This window comes from Glycomyces tritici (genome assembly GCF_030403505.1).
Genome location: NZ_JAUEMJ010000002.1, coordinates 732344 through 753399 on the forward strand (window position 1 = coordinate 732344; position 21056 = coordinate 753399).

Genomic DNA, 21056 nt, shown 5'->3' on the forward strand with positions numbered 1-21056 from the left:
TATGAACCGAACCGACACTCCTCGGCCCGGCGTCGAAGGCCCGCAGCCCCACCCCGGCCTTCCCCCCGCCCCCGCCCCCGCCCCCGCCCCGCCCGCCGAGCGCGCCGAACGGCGCGCCGAGCTCACCACCAAGTCCGTCCAGATCGTCCTGCTGTGCCTCGGCGGGCTGCTCCTGACCGCCGGCATCATCGTCTTCACCGCAGTGGCCTGGCGCCAGATGGGCGACGGCGGCCGCCTCACCATCCTCGCCGGGGCCACCGGCCTCCTGCTGGCCGTGCCGCCGGCGCTCACCCGCTTCCGCCTCTGGGCCACCGCCGAGACCCTCGCCGCCACCGCCACCCTCGCCCTGTGGTGCTCGGCCCTCGCCGGGTACTACCTGTACCTGCCCGGCGGCACCGGCCTCACCGCCGTCGCGGTCGCCCGCTGGACCGCGCTCGTGCTCGTCGCCGCGATCCTCTACCGGACGGCCGCCCGCGTCAGCGCCCCCGGCTGGGCGCTGCTGCCGCTGGCCGCCACCGGCGCGGCCTTCGCCGCGTTCGGCGACGCCGTCGAAGCCGCACTGCACATGGGCCTCATCGGCGCGGTGCTCGCCGGCGCGGCCTGGACCGTGACAGCGGCGCCGACCCGCCACACCGCCTCCGACCAGTGGTCGGCCCGCGTGCTCCTCGCCGCCGGGATCACCACGGTGTTCCTCGCGGGCCTGCGCGCCGCGTTCGGCCTCGAGGCCGCGCTGCTGCCCGCCGTGGCCGCCGTAGCGTGCCTGCTCGCCGCCGTCGCCCTGCTGGCCCAGACGCACGCCCACGCCGCAGGCGCGTCCCGCGCGGCGGTCCTCGTCCTCGGATCGAGCGCCGCCGCGCTCACCGTCACCGGCTGGATCCTGGCGTTCCGCGCGGAGGAGCCGCTCCTGGCCGTGCCCGCCTTCGCGCTCGCCATCACCGGGATCATCGCGTTCGCGTCCTGGAGCGATGCGAACGACGAGGTCGCCTGGATCGCCCCCACGGCGGCGTCCGCCACCGTCATCACCGCCCTCGCCTCCCTCGGCGCGGTCATCACCGACGCGTACACGCTCACCGCCTACGCCGGGGCCGCCGCGCTCGCACTCGCGCTCGCGCTGCTCTTCCCGGCACCGCTGGCGCAGGCCATGCGCAACGCGGCCGCCGCAGTCGGCGCCGGTGTCCTCACCTGGTGCGCCGCACTGAGCCTGGCGGTCTTCCCGGTCGCGTTCGGCGCCGAACCGATCGATGCGCTGCGCTGGGAGATCCCCGCGATCGCCGCCGCCTGCGCCCTCGGCGTCACCGTCGTCCGCGCGGGCTGGAGGCGCGACTTCCTCGCGATCGTCGCCGCCACCGCCGCGCTCGGCGCGGGCGGCCTCATGGACCGTCCGTGGGCGCCCGCCGCGTCCTTCGCGGTCGCCGCGACCGCGGCGCTCATCGTGGCCGCCACGTCGCCGGGAGCGGGCCGCCGCATCACCGCCTGGATCGCCGCGCACCTGTGGATCGCCGCGACCGCGTTCGCCGCCGCATACGACCGCGCGACCGACGACGTGGACGTCCAGCCCGCGTTCATGGCCGCCGCGATCGGCGCCTCGGCCCTGCTCGCGTCCCTCCACGCCAAGCCCCCGGCCGCGGACAACGTACGCGTCGCCGCCCGCATCAGCGCGCACGCCGCCACCATCCCGTACCTGGTATGGCTCACCGCCGACACCGTCGCCGACGACATGACCCTCTACGCGCCCTTGGCGTTCCTCGCCTACGCCGTCGCGCTCGCCGTCGCCGCCCTCGCCGACCGGCAGCACCGCCTGGGCCACGTCCTCGGCTCCTGCGCCGCCGCCACCGGCGCCCAACTGCTGCTCACGGCCTACAGCGGCGCGGACACGCCCGAGTACTACACGGCCCCGCCCGCAGCGCTCCTGCTCGGCGTCGGCCTCTGGCTCCTGCGGCGCGACCCCGCCACCGGCTCCTGGGCCGCACTCGCCCCCGCACTCGTGCTGGGCCTCGGCCCCTCGCTGGTCCTCGCGCTCGGCCCTGAGGGCGAACCGTGGCGGCGCATCGCCGTCGGCGCGGCCGCCCTCGCAGTGCTGCTGCTCGCGGCCAACCGGCGCTGGCAGGCCCCGCTTGTGATCGCCGCAGTGGCGCTCACCGCGCTGGCGGTCAACGAGATCGTGCTCGTGTGGAGCCTGGTGCCGAAGTGGGCGCCCCTGGCGGTGGGCGGCGCGGTCCTCATCGCCGCCGGAGCGACCCTGGAACAGCGCCGCCGCGACCTCGCACGCCTCAGCCGCTCCCTCAAGGCCATGCGGTAGGCAAGCACCGCAAAGCGAACGGGCCCCGCGTCGGTGACGCGGGGCCCGCACACGTCGCCGGGGCGACCCGTTTAGAGGAATCCTGACAGAATGCACACGGAAGCGGGGCCCGCACGCAGTGCCCGTTGTGGCAGGTCTACAAACCGCGTCCGTTTTGCCCGAATCCGTAGTTGACAGGACCAGCACACTGTGCACATGAACACGTACAACTGCCCACGCTGCGGCGGCGCCTCCACGGCCGATCGGTGCCCGGCTTGCGGGCGCGGACCCGAACCGCTGCTCGCCCGGCTCGGCCAACTCGACGCCGTGCTCGCGGCGATGCCCTCGACCCTCCAGAGCCGCGCCGCCGTCGAGGCCGAGCGCGTCGACGTGCTCAAGGGGCTCACCGAGCTCGCCGCCCGATACCTCGCCGAAGCCGAGAGCCGGGCCCGCACCGCCCCGACCCCGCAGACCCCGGGCGTCCCGGCGCCGACTCCGGTCGGCGCGACCGCCCCGCAGGGTCCCGCCACGCCGCCCAGCGGCGCCCCGCAGGTCCCCCCGCCCCCGCTCCCGCCGTACCCGCAGCCGCACACCCCGCCCGGCGGCGCGATCCGCCCGCCGCGCGACCGCGGCGAAGTCGGCTCCAAGACCGTCCAGACCGTGCTCCTGAGCCTCGGCGGGCTCCTCGTCGCCGCCGCGCTCATCATCTTCACCGCCGTCGCCTGGCGCAACATGGGCAACAGCGGCCGGGCCGGCGTCCTCGGCGGCGTCACCCTCCTGCTCCTCGCGGTCCCCTTCGCGTTCAAGCGCTTCCGCCTCTGGGCCACCGCCGAGACCTTCGGGGCGCTCGCCGCGCTCGCCCTCTGGTGCACCACCCTCGCCGGGTACTACCTGTACCGGCCGCCGGGCACCGCGTTCGGACCCGAGACCGTCGCCGCGTGGACCGCCGGCGTCCTCGTCGTACTCGCCGCCTACCGGGCCGTCGCATGCCTCACCGCGACGAGCTGGGCCGTGCTGCCCCTCGCCGCCATCGGCCTGGCCTACGCCGCCGCGAGCGACCTCGCCCTCGCCGTGACCCTCATGCTCGCCCTCGCCCTCGCCCTCGGCGCCACCGCCTGGATCACCGCGAAGCGCCCGAGCCACTACGCGCGCTCGGACGTGTGGGCCTCCCGGTTCCTCACCTGCGCCGCCGTCATCGCCGCCTGCTCGGCCGGCCTGCGCGCCGCCTTCGGCCTCGCCGACCCCGTGGTCCCGCCCGTCGCCGCCGCCGTCGCACTGCTCGCCGCCGCCAACCTCATCGGCGTCCACCTCGCCCGGCGCCTCGGCGTCTCACTCACCACGATGCTGGTGGCCGCCTCCGCGAGCGGCTCGCTCGTGCTGTGCGCCTGGGTCCTCTCGATCCGGGCCGGCACGCCCGAACTCCTGATCCCCTCGCTCGCACTCGCCGCCGCCGCGATCCTCCCCTTCGCCCTCCTCAGCCGCAAGAGCCCCTGGCCCCTGGCCTCGGCCGCCACGGCCGGGCTCGTCTCCCTGGCCGCCTTCGCCATCGTCACCTTCGACGCGCCCGACCTGAGCGCGTACTTCGTCGCGTTCCTCGCCGCCCGCCTCATCTCGCCGGCGGTCGCGGCCCCGCTCGGCAAACCCCTGCGCATCGCGTCCTACCTGGTCGGCGGCGGCACCGCCGTCGTCGCCGCCCTCACCGCACTCGCCGGGATCTACCCCCTCATCGCCTACGAACCCGGCTGGGGCATCAACCGCGAAGTCCCGATCGTCCTGGCCGCCTTGGCGATCGCGGCGATCCTGCTGCCCAGCCGGTTCCGGGTCAACGCCGCCGCGCTCGCCGTCAGCCTCGCCATCGAATCGGCCGCGGTCCTGATCTGGACCGAGGACCCGACGCGGTTCGACCCGCTCCCCACGATCGCCCTGATGCTCTGCGCCCTGATCGGACTCACGTCGGCGCTGGCCTCCGGCACCGTCGCCGGACGGTGCACCGGCTGGTCCTCACTCGCCTTGTGGGTGCTGCTCACCTCGCTCGCAGCGGGCAACAGCGACACCATGTCCCCCGAACAGGACAGCTGGATCCCGTTCTGGCTCACCGTCGCCGCCGCCTCGATGCTCGTCATCGCCGCAGGCGCGCCGCGCCGCACCCGGGCCGACCGGGTGCTCGCCGCGGTCCTCGCCCACATCCTGGCCGGCATTTCAGCGCTCGTCGGCCTGATCGCGAGCGTCTCGTTCGGCTCCGAGGGCCTCGAGTTCTTCCCCGCCGCCCAGTTCGGGGTGTACACGCTGGCGCTCATCGGAGTCGCGATCATGGCACCGGTGCGCACCTGGGGCTATGCGATCGCGGCCCTGTGCACCGGCACCGTGGGCTGGTGGCTGATGCTGGCAGCAGCGCAAATCGACGTCTTCGAGTGCTACACCGCGCCGCCCGCCGCGATCCTGTTCCTCATCGGACTGTGGCGGCTCGAGCGCCGGCCCGAGGCCGGATCCTGGTCGACGCTGGCGCTGCCGATCCTCATCGGCATCGGCCCGAGCCTGATCCTGGCCCTCGACGACGGCGACGAGCTGCGGCGCGTCGGCGTCGGCGCCGCCGCGATCGCGGTGATCATCGCCGGGCTCGTGCGGCGCTGGCAGGCGCCGCTGGTGCTCGGCTCGATCGTGCTGGCCGTCATGGTGGTCAACGAGCTGCTGCTGCTTCGCGGCAGCATTCCGGTGTGGATCCCGCCCGCCATCGGCGGCGCCGTCCTCATCACCGTCGGCGCCACGTTCGAGCGCCGCCGCCGCGACCTGCGCCGCATCAGGGACGGCCTGAAGTCCATGCGCTGAGGAGGCAACCGAACGCCTCGGTTCACGCGTACTCACGGTCAGCACCGGGCGCGGCGGGTCCTCCAGGGCCCGCCGCGCCGCTGCGGTTGGACTGCGACGGAAGGAACGAGCGGATGACGCGACGAAGACTCCGGTGGCTCCCGGCGGTCGCCGCGGCCATGCTGGCGGGCGTCTGCGCCTCGGACGCCGCCGCCTTCGGCACTGCCGATGACGCCTTGACCGTGGCGATCACCGATTTCGGCCCGCACCAGGGCGACGACCCGGACCGGTACTTCCTCGACTACGAGTACCGCATGGAGAACCATGTGCCCGACGCCGAGATCGTGCGGATGACGTTCGAGGTCTTCGAGCTCACCCCCGAACTCGTCGGCGACGAGGAGTACGCGGCGATGTTCGACCAGGCCCTGGTCGAGGTCGCCGAGGGGCGGCTCGGTCTGCAGTGGAGCGTGGAGGTGCAGGCGCTCGACGCCTCCGGCGAAGTCCTGGGGACCTCGCTCCTGCAGAGCCCCTGCGGGACCCGCGGCGGGGAGTCCATCGAGCAGCCCGCGTCCTTCTGGCTCTACGAGGACGGACCGGCCTTCGCGGCCGAGGAGGTCGCCGAAGTCGTCGTCGACGAAGCGACGCTCGAAGTGCTGCCGCTGATCCTCAGCGGGCTCGACGAGGAGTCCTGCCGGGGGATCCTCTCCAGCAGTCGATAGGCCGCTCAGCAGCGACATCGGGAGGGCCTTGCCGCCCTCCCGGCAGGCGAACGGACGCGGGCACCGCCTCGGCGGTGCCCGCTAGCGGTGCCCGGGGGCGTCGCTCAGTGGTGGTGCGCCTCGGCTTCGCCGCGGCGGTGGACCTCGGCGGCGAGGCGCTCGCTGATCGCCGCCGGCGTCAGGCCGAGGTCGGCGAGGAGCTGCGCGCGGGTGCCGTGCGGGTGCCAGCCGCGCTCGACGGCGAAGTCCACGAGCGGGGTCTCATCGCCCGAGTCGCGCAGCGACTGCGCGAGCGCGTCGCCGAAGCCTCCCGTGCGGATGCCGTCCTCCAGCGTCGCCACCAGCGGGTACTGGCCCGCGAGCTTCACCAACGCGTCCGGCACCGGCGAGATCCAGCGCGGGTCGACGACGGTGGCGCGGATGCCCTGCTCCGCAAGGAGTTCGGCCACGGCGAGCGCGGTGGCGGCGAACGCGCCGCAGGCGACGATGAGCAGTTCGTCGTCCTCGTGCTTGACGAGCAGGTCGAGTCCTTCGTGGACTTCGACCGCCTCGATGTCGTCCTCGGGGATGGCCCCCGTGGGGAAGCGCAGCATCGTCGGGCCGTCGTCGACCGAGAGCGCCTCGGCGAACTCCTCGCGCAGCGACGCGGCGTCGCGCGGCGCGGCGATGCGCAGGCCCGGCACCACGCGGAAGATCGAGGTGTCCCAGATGCCGTAGTGGCTCGGCCCGTCGGGGCCGGTGATCCCGGCGCGGTCGAGCACGAACGTCACCGGCAGCTTGTGCATGGCGACGTCGAGCACGGTCTGGTCGAACGCGCGGTTCATGAACGTGGAGTAGACCGCCACGACCGGGTGCATGCCGTTCATCGCCAGTCCCGCAGCCGAAGTGACCGCGTGCTGCTCGGCGATGCCGACGTCGAAGACCCGCTCCGGGTGGCGCTTCATGAGCTTGTCGACGCCCGTGGGGCCGGGCATGGCGGCGGTGATCGCCACGACCTCGGGCCGCAGGTTCGCCTGCGCCACGAGCTCATCGGCGAACACGCCGGTCCAGCGGCGCTTGGAGGCGTTGAGCGGCTCGCCGGTGATCGGGTCGAACGCGGCCGAAGGGGCGTGCATCTGCTCGGCCTCGTCGGCGCGGGCGGGGGCCCAGCCGTTGCCCTTCTGGGTGAGGGCGTGGACGATCACGGGCCCGCCGAAGCGCTTGGCGCGGTCGAGGGCCTCGGTGAGTTCGGCGATGTCGTGGCCGTCGACGGGGCCGACGTACTTGATGCCGAGGTCGGAGAACATGCCCTGCGGCGCAAGGGCGTCCTTGAGTCCGGTCTTGGCGGCGTGGAGGCCCTGGAAGGCGGCGCGGCCGAACACGGGGATGCGCTCGACGAGCTCCTGGATCTTCTTGAGCGTCGGCTCGTAGCCGGGGTTGAGCCGCAGGCCGGCGAGGCGCTTGGCGAGGCCGCCGACGGTGGGCGCGTAGGAGCGGCCGTTGTCGTTGACGACGATCACGAGCTTGAGGTCGTCGCGGGCGGCGATGTTGTTGAGCGCCTCCCAGCACATGCCGCCGGTGAGCGCGCCGTCGCCGACGAGGGCCACCACGTGCCGGTCGGATCCGGTGAGCGCGTGGGCCTTCGCGAGGCCGTCGGCGTAGGAGAGGGAGGTCGAGGCGTGGGAGTTCTCGACGAGGTCGTGCGGGGACTCGGCCTGGCTCGGGTAGCCGGTGAGGCCGCCGCGCCCGCGCAGGCCGCCGAACCGGTCGGCGCGTCCGGTCAGTGCCTTGTGGACGTACGACTGGTGGCCGGTGTCGAAGACGATCTGGTCGTGCGGGGAGTCGAAGACCCGGTGGATCGCCATCGTCAGCTCGACGACGCCGAGGTTGGGGCCGATGTGGCCGCCGGTCCTGGCGACCGCGCCGATGAGGAATTCGCGGAGCTCCTCGGCGAGCTGCGGGAGCTCGCTCTCGTCCAGCGACTTGAAATCGGCCAGCCTGCCGATGCCGGACAGCAGCGGGCCCATCTCGCCCTGGAGGTGCGTACTCATAAGGGGGAAGTCTATCGGTGGCGCGGTGCGGGCGGTAGCTGCGCGAGTGCGGCTGGGACCTGTCTCATGGGCCCGCGCCGGCCGTGACCCAGGCGGCAAGGAGGGGGAAGCGGCATCACGGTTCGCGCGATCGGACGTGACGGGTGCGGCTCGCGTTCGATCCCGCTCGGGCGCACGGGGAATTCATCCGGAAGAGGGACGGGAGGCCCTACTGTCGGAAAGCAGTCACTCCCCGAAAGGGACACGCCGGGGTAAAACCGGGCCGGTCCGTGATCCAAATGTGATCATCCCAACATGGATCTCATCGACCTGCACCAGAACACGGAATGGCCCGCGCGCCTCGACCAGGTGTTGAGCTCCTCCCCGGTGGACTGGGCCGACCGCCGCGAGAGCGTGCAGACCGCGGCCCCGCCCGGGCTGGCACGGCTCCAGCGCATGTCGGCCGTGCCGCGGTTCGACCTCGACGCGGTGGCCCCGGAGGTCTACGAGGGCATCCTGGAGGACGCGCTCGTCGCGGCCGCGCGCGGCGGCGCGGTCTACACGGAGCTGCGCCTGCCGCAGGAGTCGGTGGTGTATCCGCAGTTCATGGAGCGGTTCTCGGCGGCGTGCGAGCGTGTGGCCGCGGCGTTCCCGGGCTTCAGCGCGGGCGCGGTGCTGAGCATGAACCTGTGGGACCCGATGCTGCGGGAGCTGTGCGACGCGTTCGCGGACGCGGCCGCGGCGGGCCTGGCGGGCGTCGAGATCATTTACGTTCCGTATGCGGCCGAAGCGGATTGGACGCGCGGGAGGATCGTGGCCGAGGCGGCGGGCGCGGCCGGGCTGGGCGTGACGGTGCCGGCGGGGGCGTTCAACGCCTCGAACCTGGCGGCACTGGCGGAGATCGAGCAGATCGGTCGGATCGGGCACGCCGTGGGTGCGGCGAGCGACCCGGGGATCATGCGGATGCTGGCCGAACGCGGTGTGACCGTGGAGGTGTGCCTGACCTCGGCGGTCGTCCTGGGCATGGTGGCGAAGCTGGAGGACCACCCGCTGCCGCGGTTCCTGGAGGCGGGCATGTCGGTCGTGCTCGGCACGGATTCGCCGATGCGGATGGGCACGAGCATCGCGGGCGAGTACGAGAAGGCGCGGGCGCTGGGGCTGAGCGAGACGGACCTGGCGGTCCTGTCGGCGCGGGCGAGGGCGGCCCGGCTCTGAACCGGCGGCCGGCCTTCGGGAGCACTTCGTCAAACGGTAACGAATATGTCTCAGCTTGGTCTCCCTCAGGCGTCAATTCTTCAGAATGTCGGATTGTAGACAATCAAACCAGCCTTCATTAGACATCCTTCATCGAGTCGTTGAGCTGCTAAAACACTGCAGAGCCACGTCCCGTGTCGGTCTTCTCACGCACTGCTCGGGTTGAAAAAACACAAGTGTTGACTAGTGTTTCACCGGTTCCCGCCCCCAACCGGAACCCCCTGCTGCGAAAGGACGAGATGTCAGCGATAGCAGTTGATTCCCTGTACAAGGTCTTCGGCAAAGGCGCCCGAAGCGCCGTCGCCCAGCTGAAGAGCGGCACCCCGCGCGACCAGTTGACGGCCAAGAACGTGACCGCCGCGGTGATCGACCACAACTGGTCGATCGAGCCCGGTGAGATCTTCGTCGTCATGGGCCTCTCCGGCTCCGGCAAGTCGACGCTCATCCGGATGCTCAACGGGCTCATCAAGCCCACCTCCGGCACCATCCGCATCGGCGGCGTCGAACTCGGCTCGCTCTCCAACCGGGAGCTGCGGCGGCTGCGCAGCGAGAAGATCAGCATGGTCTTCCAGCACTTCGCGCTGCTGCCGCACCGCACCGTGGTCGAGAACGTCGCGTTCGGCCTGGAGATCAAGGGCCTCGGCAAAGCCGAGCGACTGGAGCGCGCGAGGGAGGCCGTCGAGCTCGTGGGCCTCGCCGGCCACGAGGACAAGCTCCCCGCCCAGCTCTCCGGCGGCATGAAGCAGCGCGTGGGCCTGGCCCGCGCGCTCGCGGCCGACACCGAGATCCTGCTCATGGACGAGGCCTTCAGCGCCCTGGACCCGCTCATCCGCCAGGAGATGCAGGACCAGCTGCTCGACCTGCAGTCCAAGCTCGGCAAGACCATCGTGTTCATCACCCACGACCTCAACGAGGCCATGCGGATCGGCGACCGGATCGCCATCTGCGACGGCGAGGTCAAGCAGCTGGGCACCGCCGAGGACCTCCTCATGCACCCGGCCGACGAGTACGTCGCCGAGTTCACCGCCGACGTGGACCGCACCCGCGTGCTCACCGCCGAGGCCGTCATGGAGCCCTGCGGGACCCGGGACACCAGCGCGTTCACCACAGTGGAGTCGGACGTGCCGGTGAACGAGCTGTACGAGCCGGTCCTGAACTCCAAGGCCCCCTTGCTGGTCGTGGACGACAACGCCGATCCGCTCGGGGTGGTCACGCCCCGTTCCATCATCAAGTCGCTGTCGCACGACTCCGCACCGGACCCCGCCGCCGAGCCCGGCACCGCGATCGAAGAGGAGCGCCAGCCCGCATGATCGAGTACCTCCGCAACTGGCTCTGGACCTACATCTGGAAGCCCCTGCCCGACATGCCGTTCGGCGACTGGATGGAGTCGTTCATCCGCTGGGCGAGGGACGCCTGGGCCGCCGGGTTCGACGCCGTCGACACCGGGCTCGAGTTCCTGTACCTGCATTTGGCGGACGGACTGCTCTGGCTCCCTTCGGGAGTCATGGTGCTGCTGTTCGCCGCACTGGCGTGGGCCGCGAAGGGCTGGAAGCTCGGCGCGGGCATCGGCCTGGGCATGTTCGTCGTCGCGTGGACTCCGTACTGGGAGGAGACGATGCAGACCCTGTCGATGGTCCTCGTCTCGGCCGCCATCGCGATCCTGCTGGCGATACCGCTGGGCATCGCCGCCGCCGAGAGCAAGGCGGTCTCGGCGATCGCGCGGCCGGTGCTCGACTTCATGCAGACGCTGCCGGCGTTCGTGTACCTCATCCCGGTCGTGATGCTGTTCAGCGTCGGCGTGGTGCCCGGGATCATCGCGACGATCATCTTCGCGATGCCGCCGGGCGTGCGCCTCACCGAACTCGGCCTGCGCCAGGTGGACGGCGAGGTCGTGGAGGCCGGCCAGGCCTTCGGCGCCTCCCCCGCGCGCATCCTCGCGCGCATCAAGCTGCCGCTCGCGCTGCCGACGATCATGGCCGGGCTCAACCAGGTCATCATGCTCGCACTGTCCATGGTGGTCATCGCGGGCCTCGTGGGCGGCGGCGGCCTCGGCTCGGTCATCTCCGGGTCCCTGGGCCGCTTGGACATCGCCGCCGGCTTCAACGCCGGCCTGGCCGTGGTGCTCCTGGCGATCCTGCTCGACCGGGTGACGCAGGGCCTGTCCGACCGCACGCCGGTCGCGCGGGCCGCGAAGCTCGCCCGCTAATCCCCCGAACCCACCCATGGCGCGCGCCCCCGCGCCGGAGAGAAGGAACGATGCAACGACGTTCGATCATGAAGGGCGCCATCGCCACCGGCGCCGCGGTCCCGCTGACGCTCGCGGGATGCTCCGTCGAAGAGGAGCCCGGCGAGGCCTCGGCCGAGGGCGTGGACTTCGGCCTGCCCAAGGGCGAGGGCGAGATCACGATCGGCTACATCAACTGGGACGAGGCGGTCGTCGCCACCGAGCTGTGGCGCCAGGCGCTCACGGCCTCGGGCTACACCGTCACCGCCCAGGAGTTCACCGAGGTCGGACCCCTGTTCGAGGGCCTGTCCTCGGGCGACCTGGACGTGTTCCTCGACGGCTGGCTGCCGATCACGCACCAGACGTACATGGAGACCTACGGCGACCAGCTCGAGCAGCTGGGCACCTGGAACGAGAACGCGGCGCTCACCGTCGCCGTTCCGGCCTATGTGGACGTCGAGTCCCTGGCCGACCTCAATGCGAACGCTGACCTCTTCGGCGGCAGGATCGTCGGCATCGAGGCCAGCGCGGGCCTGACCGAGGCGGTGCAGAACGGCGCGATCCCCACGTACGGGATCACGGACCTGACGCTGGAGACCTCGTCGACCACGGCGATGCTGACCGAGCTCGACAGTGCGATCGCGGCCGAGGAGCCGATCGTGGTGACCCTGTGGCAGCCGCACTGGGCGTACGCGAAGTACGACCTGAAGAACCTGGCGGACCCCGAGGTGACGCTGGGCGAGGCCGAGACGATCAACACCTTGGCGCGCTTGGGATTCAGCGAGGAGTTCGCCGATGTGGCCGAGGCCCTGGGCACGTTCGCGATGAGCGACGAGCAGCTGGCCGGCCTGGAGAACACGGTGTTCTCGGAGCACGAGGGCGACGTGCAGGCGGGCGTGGCCGCCTGGCTGCAGGACAACGAGTTCTCGGACCTCGTCGCCTAGCGACGCGAGCCACCCCTGCGCGTACGGCGCGGGTCGGCGCCGGGGCTCGTCGCCCCGCGGCAGGAACGAGGACTCAGCCGACCTCCAGCGCCGCCCCGCCCGTGCACGCAGGGCCGCCGCCCCCACAGGCGGTGGCCCCTGGTGCGGGACCGGAGTTCCGGTCCCGCACTTTTCGCGTGCGGACGCGGCGCCGGCGGATTCGCGCCGATGCGCCATGGGACCGGTCGACCCCCGCCGATGCCATTCATCGCGGCCCGGACCTCGGCGGTCCGCCGTTCGACTTCGACACCCGTACCGTGGTCCGCTCGGCTGCGCCGGGACCGGACGAACGGGACGCACCTGGCGATCGCATCGGACACGTGCCCGCGTTCGACTCGAAATTGTCCTCGGATTCATGCGAAAGTGCTAATATGTCAGTGCGCTTCGCGGGCCGCCCCCCTCGCCTAGCGCCTCAGTCCCTGCACGCCTCCCACGCGCGACCGCCGATCCCGCGCTCGGCGGTCGCGTCGCGTCCTCCACTCGAAGCCGCCGTACCCCACCGCGTTGCGCCCCACCGATACCATCTGCGGAGACCCGCCCCCAACGGCAGGCCGCCACGCGTCATCCCCCGGCCCGCCGTCGAGCGCTAGGAGACCACTTGTTCGGCATGCTCGCGCCCTGTCCGTCCCGCACTCCCGAAGACCTCAAACCCCGCTGGATGGGGCATTTCTGCGGCCTCTGCCTCGAACTGCGCGACGACGCGGGCCAGTTCGCGCGGCTCACCACCAACTACGACGCGCTCGCCCTCTCCGTGCTCGTCGAAGCCCAGCAGGGCGACGACGCCGACAGCCGCAACGCCGGCCCCTGCGCCCTGCGCGGCATGCGCCGCCAGCGCATCGCCACCGGAGGCGGCCCCCGCCTCGCGGCGACCGCCTCGCTGCTGCTCGCCTCGGCGAAGATCCGCGACCATGTGGAGGACGGCGACGGCTTCGCCGCCAAACCGGGCGCGCGCGGCATCGCGGGGCTCACCGCAGACCGCTTGCGCACCAAGGCGGCCGCCATCGGCGACTCGATCGAACTCGACACCGCGCCGCTCTTCGCCTTGATCGAGGGCCAGCGCGGGATCGAGGCGGGCTCCGGGCCGGGCACGCCGCTCACGGCCGTCACCGCGCCGACCGAGGCGGCCACCGCCGAGCTGTTCGCGCACGCCGCGTTCATCGGCGGGCGTCCGGAGAACGCCGACGCGTTCCGGACCGCCGGGGCGGCGTTCGGCCGCCTCGCGCACCTGCTCGACGCCGCGGACGACTTCGAGGAGGACGCCGAGCGCGGAGCGTGGAACCCGCTGGCCGCCACCGGTTCCGGGATCGAGGACGCGCGCCTGCTGGCGAAGGGCGCGCTCGCCGACATGAAGCGGGCCTTGGACTCGGCCGTGATCGTCGACGCGACGCTGACGGAGCTGCTGCTGGACCGCTATGCGCGCCATGCGTTCACGAAGACCTTCGGGGCGACCTGCTCGGCCCATCAGTCGCATCAGACCGCTGAGCGGCGCGGGTACCGGGAGCGGCGCGACTACCGCCGCGACCGCCGCTACGAGCGCCGGAGCCGCTACGACCACGGCCACTACCGCCCGGAGCCGCGGAACTTCTTCGCGGGCCTGTGCGCGTTCACGGTGCTGTGCTGCACGTGCCAGATGTGCTGCCGCGAGGAGTACGAGGGCCCGTGGTCGCGGCTGCGCCGCGAGGGCTGCTGCCGCGATTGCGACTGCTGCGACTGCTGCCCTTGCGACGGCGACTGCTGCGGGTGCGGCTGCGACTAAGGGTTCGCGGCGCTTGCCGATGCCGTTGGCTCGCAATGCGACTGGCGGCTCGTTGGCGCCGGGATCGCGGCGGGGCCTCCGCAGGCGTGCGGAGGCGGCGTTCGCAGCGAACGGAGTGGATCGCTCGAACACACCCGCGCTGCGCTACTGCGGGGGCTGGGGCCAGCCTTGGGGCGCGGTCGGGCCGTGCGCGGGGGGCGGCTGGAGCGGCGGGCGGTACGCGCCTGCCACCGGCGGCGGGGATACCTGACCAGGTCTCGGCGAAGCTTGCGAGCCGTCGATCAGTGGAGCGGGCGAGGGCGACACGGGCGGCGGCACCGCCGCGTCCCTCCACTGGGGAGGCGGCGGCTGGTAGCCGGGGAACACCTGGTCGTCGGTGGCGGCAGGCTGCTCGGCGGCCTTGGCGGACCGGTTGCCGGGGGTGTCGCGGAGCCACGCGCCCACGCGTTTGGTGAAGACCAGGCCGAGCACGCCGAGGAGGGCGAGGACCTGCACGAGCGCGAACGGCACCTTGAACACGCCGATGAAACCGGGCAGCGCGCAGCAGCCGAGGAACCCGAGTCCGATGTAGAAGAGCTTGCGCGGGTTCTCGAAGCCGAAGCGGCCCACGCGTTCTCGGGCGGTCGCCCAGATGAGGACGAGGGTGGCCGCAACGCAGAGGCCCCCGAACACGAGGTTGAGCACCAGCCCTGCGCTCGTGCCGAAGAACCCGGCGATCGCGGCCGAGAAGGCCAGCGAGAGCAGCACGAGCAGCACGGCGGCGGCCAGGTAGATCCACAGCAGCTGCAGCATCCACGTGACCTGCTTCAGGCGGCCCTCCATCGGCAGGATGCCCCAGCGCTGCCAGAACGTGGGCGCGGGCGGCAGCACCGGCCCGGTCGGCTGACCGGGCGTGAAGGTCCCGTAAGGGTCGTGCGGGCGGTACTGGAAGGACGGCGAGCCGGGTCCGCTCTGCTGTGGATTCGGCTCGCTCGCGGGCCCTGTTGCGTAGGGAGGGTTGGTCATCGATCGGCTCCGAGGACTGGGGCGGGTGCGGTGATCAAGTTATCGCAACGCCGCCGGTGGCGCCGCCCCCGGTCAGTAGTCGACGAGTTCGAACAGGGCGATCGTCTCGAAGTGCTGCGTCATCGGGAACGCGTCGAAGGCGCGGATGCGGGTGATCTCGTACCCCTCGATCGCGAGGTCCTTGGCGTCGCGGGCCAGCGCGCCGGCGTCGCAGGCGATGTAGCAGATCGCGCGCGGGCGCGCTTCGCCCAGGGCCACGACGACTTCGGGCCCGGCGCCGCTGCGCGGCGGGTCGAGCACGACGAGGTCGACCGAGCCGAGGTTGGGCGTGATGGAGGCGACGTCGTCCTCGATGGCCCCGGCGTTCTTCCAAGCGCTGAGGTTCGAGGCGGTGCGGGAGGAGCGGGCGTTCTCCACGGCCACGACGCGGCCGGTGTCGCCGACCGCTTCGGCGAGCCCGGCGGCGAAGATCCCGGCCCCGGCGTACAGGTCCCAGGCGGACTCGCCCTCCTGCGGGTTCAGGAACTCGAGGGCGCAGGCGAGGAACGCGGGCGCGGCGGCCGGGTGGACCTGCCAGAACCCGTCGAAGTCGATGGCGTACTCGTTGCCGCCGACGGTCTGGTGGACGAGTTTGGGGCCGCTCTTGTGGTGCGGGCGGGCGGTGCGGCGCAGCTGCGTGTAGACGGCGAGCTCCTCGTCCTGGGAGTCGACGACGCCTACGGCGCCCATGCCGTCCCAGGTCTTGGTGAGGAGGTCGGACTCGCGGATGCGCTCGGTCGCGATCGCGCACTCGTCGATGTGCACGAGGTCGTGCGACTTGTGGACGCGCAGGCCGGGCTTGCCGTCCTCGTCCACGGCGTACTGCATGCGGGTGCGCCAGCCGAGCGCGCCCTCGTCCCAGGGCAGCTCCTCGACCTCGACGCCTTCGAGCTTGGCGGGGTCGACGCCGCCGATGCGGGTGAGCTGGTCGAACAGGACCTTGGCCTTGAGGCGGCGCTGCGCCTCGGGCTTGGCGTGCTGGAAGTCGCAGCCGCCGCACTTGCCGGGTCCGGCGTAGGGGCAGGGGGGCTCGACGCGGTCGGGCGAGGCCTCGATGATCTCGACGGCGTCGGCGAACGCGAACTTCTTCTTGCGCTCGTTCACCTCGATGCGGACGGTCTCGCCGGGCAGGGCGTGCCGCACGAAGTAGACCTCGCCTTCGACGCGGGCCACGCAGTGGCCTCCGGCGGCGACGTCCCCAACGGTGACGATCATCGTCCTCATCCCCCTGCTCAATGCTTTCGGCGGCCCGGACCGGGCCGCACGCCAGGGTACAGGGGATCGCGGGGGGCCGGGACGGCCCTGCGGCGGGGGGCGTCCCTGCTTACAGCGATGTTCGCGGCCGTGTCGTCCGCGGCCGGGTCATTTGTGCACCCGGCGCAGGGGCGGCGGCTCGGTGCTCTCGCCGAGGATCCACGGCACGATGCAGACCATGACGCCCGGCTCGTACTTGAGCTGGCGGCGGATCGCCTTCGTGGTCTGGTTGTGGAGCAGGTTCGTGGACCAGGTGAAGTAGCCGCGCGAGAGGCGCCCGGGCTGCGGGCCCTGCCCGACCACGTACTCGGGCAGGTAGACCGTGACGACGTCGCGCGGCGCGTCGCGGCGCCGGGCCTTCACGTAGTCGACGATGGGGCCGGTGATCTCGCGGTACGGGGAGTCGACGACGGTGAGCGAGACCTTGATGCCCCGCCGCTCCCATTCGGCCAGGAGCTGGCGGGAGGCGGCGGCGTCGACGTTGACCGAGAGGCCGGTGAGCGTGTCGGGCCTGGTCGCCTTGGCGTAGGAGAGCATCCGCATGAGCGGCAGGTTGACGCTGGAGACGAGCACGATCGCGTGGCTGCGCGCGGGCAGGCGCGGCTTGCCCTGCGGCAGCTCGATCTCCTCGCGCACGGCCGTGTAGTGCTGCGCGATGAAGCGCATGAGCAGGTAGCAGCCGCCGATGATGAGCACGGCGATCCACCCGCCGCGCCGGTAGTCGGTGAGCGCCACGATCACGAGCACGACCGCGCACGCCAGTGCGGCGAGCAGCGCCGTGGCGAGGGCGCGGCGGGCCCGGGAGCGGCGGGCCTCGTCGCGTTCGACGCCGAGGACGCGCCGCCAGTGGCGGACCATCGCGGCGTTCGCCAGGACCATCGAGAGGAACACGCCGACGATGTACAGGCCCATGAGCTCGAAGGTGCGGCCGCCGAAGAGGACGACCAGGAGCGCGGCGCCGGCGCCGAGGATGAGGATGCCGTTGGAGTAGACGAGCCGGTCGCCGCGCTTGTGGAGCTGGCGGGGCAGGAGCGAGTCCTCGGCGAAGACCGAGGCGAGCTGCGGGAAGCCCACGAACGCGGTGTTCGCGGCGAGGAGGAGGACCCCGGCGGTGGCGAGCATGATCGGGGTGACGGCGGCGGGCGAGGCGTTGAAGACGGTGTCGGAGAGCTGGGCGAGCAGCGGGTGCTGGAGGTAGCCGGCCGCGCCCGGCTCGGCGGAGGACTGGGCGCCGACGAGGTAGGCGAGGACGACGACGCCGGTGAAGAGCGCGAGGGTGGCGCCGCCGACGGCGGTGATCGCGGCGGCGGCGTTGCGCCCGCGCGGGGGCCGGAAGAAGCGGACGCGGGTCGTGAACGTCTCGATGCCGGTCACGGCCACCGATCCGGCGGCGAAGGCCCTGGCGCACAGGATGAACAGGGCCGCGGAGGTCCATTCGCGGTCCTCGGCGGTCGTGGCGCTCGCGGTCGCGGCGGTGAGCTCCTCCCCCGCGCCGATGCGAATGAACCCGGCGATGAGCAGCGCGGCCACGCCCGCGACGAACGCGACGGTGACGGCGGCGGCGAAGCGGCCGGAGACGCGCAAGCCGCGGAGGTTGAACGCGGCCAGGAGCACGATCGCGCCCGCCCCGGCCCATTCCCGCCAGGGGCCGAGGCCGGGTACGAGCACGTCGAGGGCGGCGACCGCGGCGGAGGCCGAGACGGCGACGGTGAGGATGTAGTCGAGGACGAGCGCGGCGGCGGCGAGGCGGCCCGCCCCGGGCCCGAAGTTCGCGGCGACCACCCGGTAGTCGCCCCCGCCGCCCGGGTAGGCCTGCACGGTGTACCGGTAGGAGGCGATGACGACGACCATGACGGCGGCGACGGCGAGACCGGTCCACACCGAGTACGCGTAGGCGGCCGTCCCGGCGACGCCGAGGACGAGGAACACCTGCTCGGGGGCGTAGGCGAGCGAGGAGATCGGGTTGACCGCCAGCACGGGTATGGCGTACCGCTTGGACAGCGCCAGCGAGGGCGGCCGCTGCCCGGAGGCGAACGGCTCGCCGACGAGCAGCCGCTTGAAGACGGACAAGGACCGGGTCACAACCTTCGACCTTACCGGCCGGGGCGCGCCCGCAGGACCGTCGGCCGGGACCCGGCGCGCGGCGGGCCCCGGCCGGTGCGGCTCAGTCCGCTACGGCGGCTTCGATCGTCAGGGTGCCCGCGTCGGCGTCGAGCACGGCCTGGGTGCCGAGCGGCATCACGCGCGGGTCGAGGCCGTGGCCGACCTTGAGGCCGCCGAGGACGGGGATGCCGAGGCCGCCGAGGCGGTCCATGAGGACCTCGTTCATCGTCCACTCCCCCGGCTTGTACTCGTCGTGCTCGAAGGGGGTGAACTGGCCGACGGCGATCCCGGCCAGCCGATCGAGGTGCCCGGCGCGCAGGTAGCGGGTGAGCATCCCGTCGATCTTGTAGCGGGACTCGTCGGTGTCCTCGATGAAGAGGATCGCGCCGTCGGCGTCCGGCAGGTGGTTGTCGTCGGGTTCGGCGTCGAGCAGGGAGAGGTTGCCGCCGTAGAGCGGTCCCGAGGCGGTGCCGGGGACGTTGACGGCGGACGTGGGTTCGAGCGGGTCGCGGGTGAGGACGACCGGGTCGGTGGTCATGAGGGCCGTGCGCAGCGACTCGGCGGTCGCGGCGGTGTTGTTGGAGGACCAGGCGACCATCGGCGAGTGCAGGCTCGAGAGTCCGGTGTGGTGGCGGGCGGCGAGGTGCAGCGCGGTGATGTCGGAGTAGCCGACGATGAGCTTCGGGTGCTTCTTGAGGCCCTTGAAGCTCACGTCGTCGATGATGCGGGTGGTCCCGTAGCCGCCGCGGGCGGTCATGACCGCCTTGGCCTCCTTGTGGTCGAGCGCGTACTGGAGGTCGGCCAGGCGGTCCTCGTCGGGCGCGGAGAGCCAGCCGTACGTGTCGAGCGCGTGCTCGGTCAGCTCGACGCGCAGGCCCCAGCCTTCGAGGATCGCGATGCCCCTCGCGACGGCCGCGGCCGTGGTGGGGCCGCCCGGGGCGGGCACGACGACGAGGTCGCCCGCTTCGAGCTTGGCGGGCTTGCGGGCCTTGGCCGCAGCGGCGGGCGCGGCCTGGGCGGTCGCAGCGACGGCTCCGGCGGCGACCGCGCCGATGAGGGCGCGCCGGGAGAGGGAGGGGCGGTGGTCGTTGCGCATGCAAGGGCTCCTTCGGATCGTTCCTACTCCCACTAGACGCTTTTGGACGGTCGGTTCAGTACCCTCTCCGGCCGGGTTTTCTCGGTGTTCACCCGACTCGAAGCGTCCGGCCCGGGGCGCTGCGGGCGGCGCGGTATGGTCACGGGATCAGTGTCGGAGCGAGAGGTGAAGCCGGGTGCATGTGGTGATCATGGGCTGCGGCCGCGTGGGTTCGTCCCTGGCGCGGAGCCTGGTGGAGCGCGGGCACACGATCGGGATCATCGACCAGAACCCGAAGGCCTTCCGCCGCCTGGGGCCCGACTTCGACGAGACGACCGTGCGCGGCGTCGGCTTCGACCGCGAGGTCCTCGCGAAGGCCGGCATCAACCGGGCGGACGCGTTCGTCTCGGTCTCCTCGGGCGACAACTCGAACATCATCGCCGCGCGGGTCGCCCGCGAGAACTACGGCGTCCCCAACGTGATCGCCCGCATCTACGACCCGCAGCGCGCCAGTGTCTATGAGCGCCTTGGCATTCCGACGGTAGCGACGGTGCGGTGGACGGCCGACCGGCTGCTGCGCCACCTCCTGCCGGAGGACCAGGAGCCGCTGTGGCGCGACCCGACCGCGAGCCTGTCGATGGTCGAGATCCTCTGCGACGAGGCCTGGTACGGCACCGCGCTGGCCCACCTCGAGCAGGCCACCGGCCACCGGGTCGCGTACATCACCCGCTTCGGCCGCGCGACCCTGCCGACCCCCTCGACGGTGCTGCAGGACGGCGACCAGGTGTACATGCTCGTCGCCGACGGCGACGAGGGCCGCATCCGCGAGATCGCGGGCGACGCCCCGCAGGGAGGTGCCGCATGAGGGTCGCCATCGCCGGGGCCGGGAACGTCGGCCGGTCGATCGCCGCGGAGCTGGTCGGCAACGGCCACCAGGTGCTCCTCATCGAGCGCGACCCCGATTCCATGAGGCCCGAGCGGGTCCCCGAGGCCGAGTGGCTGCTCGCGGATGCGTGCGAGCTGGAGAACCTGCGCCAGGCGCACCTCGAAGGCTGCGACGTGGCCGTGGCCGCGACGGGCGACGACAAGGTGAACCTGGTGGTGAGCCTCCTGTCGAAGACCGAGTTCGCGGTGCCGCGCGTGGTCGCGCGCGTCAACCGCGCCGAGAACGAGTGGCTGTTCAACGAGGAGTGGGGCGTCGACGTCTCCGTCTCCAAGCCGCGGCTGCTCGCCGCGCTCGTGGAGGAGGCCGTCAGCGTCGGCGACCTGGTGCGGCTCCTGACCTTCCGCCAGTCGCAGGCGAACCTGGTCGAGATCACGCTGCCGCTGGACGCCCCGCACGTGGGCAACCGCGTGGCCGACGTCCCGCTGCCGCACGACGTGGCGCTCGTGGCCATCATCCGCGGCCGCCGCGTCATCGCCCCCAGCGCCGACGACACGCTCGAGTCGGGCGACGAGCTGGTGTTCGTGTGCAATGAGGACTCCGAAGAGGCGACCCGCTCGGTCATCCTCGGCAAGCGCCGCTGACCGAGGGCGCCGCGAGAATCGGTCG

General features: G+C 72.3%; 15 protein-coding genes. 10 read left to right on the forward strand and 5 right to left on the reverse strand.

The features are described from left to right. Position 1: 1 nt before the first annotated feature. The 3 genes from QWI33_RS08615 (at position 2) to QWI33_RS08625 (ending at position 5802) form a co-directional block, all read left to right on the forward strand. Positions 2-2299, forward strand: coding sequence for an SCO7613 C-terminal domain-containing membrane protein (locus QWI33_RS08615; protein WP_289956807.1), 2298 nt, complete (start codon positions 2-4; stop codon positions 2297-2299). 195 nt (positions 2300-2494) lie between these two features. Then, positions 2495-5104, forward strand: coding sequence for an SCO7613 C-terminal domain-containing membrane protein (locus tag QWI33_RS08620; protein WP_289956809.1), 2610 nt, complete (start codon positions 2495-2497; stop codon positions 5102-5104). Between the two features lie 113 nt (positions 5105-5217). Beyond that, entirely contained in the window at positions 5218-5802 is a 585-nt protein-coding gene (locus tag QWI33_RS08625; RefSeq protein ID WP_289956811.1) for a hypothetical protein, read from the forward strand. Positions 5803-5906: 104 nt separating this feature from the next. On the opposite strand, the gene dxs is transcribed toward QWI33_RS08625, so the two are convergent. Beyond that, on the reverse strand, positions 5907-7832 hold the full coding sequence (gene dxs / locus QWI33_RS08630; protein WP_289956812.1) for a 1-deoxy-D-xylulose-5-phosphate synthase: 1926 nt from the start codon (positions 7830-7832) through the stop codon (positions 5907-5909). Between the two features lie 294 nt (positions 7833-8126). Between dxs and QWI33_RS08635 the strand changes: the two genes are divergently transcribed. The 5 genes from QWI33_RS08635 (at position 8127) to QWI33_RS08655 (ending at position 14028) form a co-directional block, all read left to right on the forward strand. Further along, positions 8127-9026 carry an amidohydrolase family protein gene (locus QWI33_RS08635; RefSeq protein ID WP_289956816.1) on the forward strand — a complete coding sequence of 300 codons (900 nt, stop codon included), beginning with the start codon at positions 8127-8129 and terminating at the stop codon, positions 9024-9026. Positions 9027-9304: 278 nt separating this feature from the next. Then, positions 9305-10375 carry a quaternary amine ABC transporter ATP-binding protein gene (locus QWI33_RS08640; RefSeq protein WP_289956818.1) on the forward strand — a complete coding sequence of 357 codons (1071 nt, stop codon included), beginning with the start codon at positions 9305-9307 and terminating at the stop codon, positions 10373-10375. Further along, positions 10372-11271, forward strand: a complete 900-nt coding sequence (locus QWI33_RS08645; protein ID WP_289956819.1) for an ABC transporter permease — start codon at positions 10372-10374, stop codon at positions 11269-11271. The genes QWI33_RS08640 and QWI33_RS08645 overlap by 4 nt, the downstream gene beginning before the upstream one ends. Positions 11272-11321: 50 nt before the next feature. Then, positions 11322-12233, forward strand: a complete 912-nt coding sequence (locus QWI33_RS08650; RefSeq protein WP_289956822.1) for a glycine betaine ABC transporter substrate-binding protein — start codon at positions 11322-11324, stop codon at positions 12231-12233. Between the two features lie 646 nt (positions 12234-12879). After that, positions 12880-14028, forward strand: a complete 1149-nt coding sequence (locus QWI33_RS08655) for a DUF5685 family protein (RefSeq protein ID WP_289957204.1) — start codon at positions 12880-12882, stop codon at positions 14026-14028. Positions 14029-14172: 144 nt separating this feature from the next. On the opposite strand, the gene QWI33_RS08660 is transcribed toward QWI33_RS08655, so the two are convergent. From QWI33_RS08660 to QWI33_RS08675, 4 genes are all read right to left on the reverse strand, one after another. Continuing rightward, complete coding sequence (locus QWI33_RS08660; RefSeq protein ID WP_289956824.1) at positions 14173-15033, reverse strand: hypothetical protein; 861 nt, start codon at positions 15031-15033, stop codon at positions 14173-14175. Between the two features lie 72 nt (positions 15034-15105). After that, complete coding sequence (locus QWI33_RS08665; RefSeq protein ID WP_289956826.1) at positions 15106-16287, reverse strand: class I SAM-dependent RNA methyltransferase; 1182 nt, start codon at positions 16285-16287, stop codon at positions 15106-15108. Between the two features lie 147 nt (positions 16288-16434). Continuing rightward, a complete protein-coding gene (locus QWI33_RS08670; protein WP_289956827.1) occupies positions 16435-18408 on the reverse strand; it encodes an APC family permease in 1974 nt (657 codons plus the stop codon). Positions 18409-18490: 82 nt separating this feature from the next. Next, positions 18491-19525, reverse strand: coding sequence for a S66 peptidase family protein (locus tag QWI33_RS08675; RefSeq protein WP_289956828.1), 1035 nt, complete (start codon positions 19523-19525; stop codon positions 18491-18493). Positions 19526-19700: 175 nt separating this feature from the next. On the opposite strand from QWI33_RS08675, the gene QWI33_RS08680 reads away from it, so the two are divergent. Next, positions 19701-20369 (forward strand): potassium channel family protein, encoded by a 669-nt coding sequence (locus tag QWI33_RS08680; RefSeq protein WP_289956830.1) that lies wholly within the window; start codon positions 19701-19703, stop codon positions 20367-20369. Beyond that, a complete protein-coding gene (locus tag QWI33_RS08685) occupies positions 20366-21031 on the forward strand; it encodes a potassium channel family protein (protein ID WP_289956832.1) in 666 nt (221 codons plus the stop codon). Before QWI33_RS08680 ends, QWI33_RS08685 begins: the two co-directional genes overlap by 4 nt. The last annotated feature ends 25 nt before the right edge of the window (positions 21032-21056 follow it).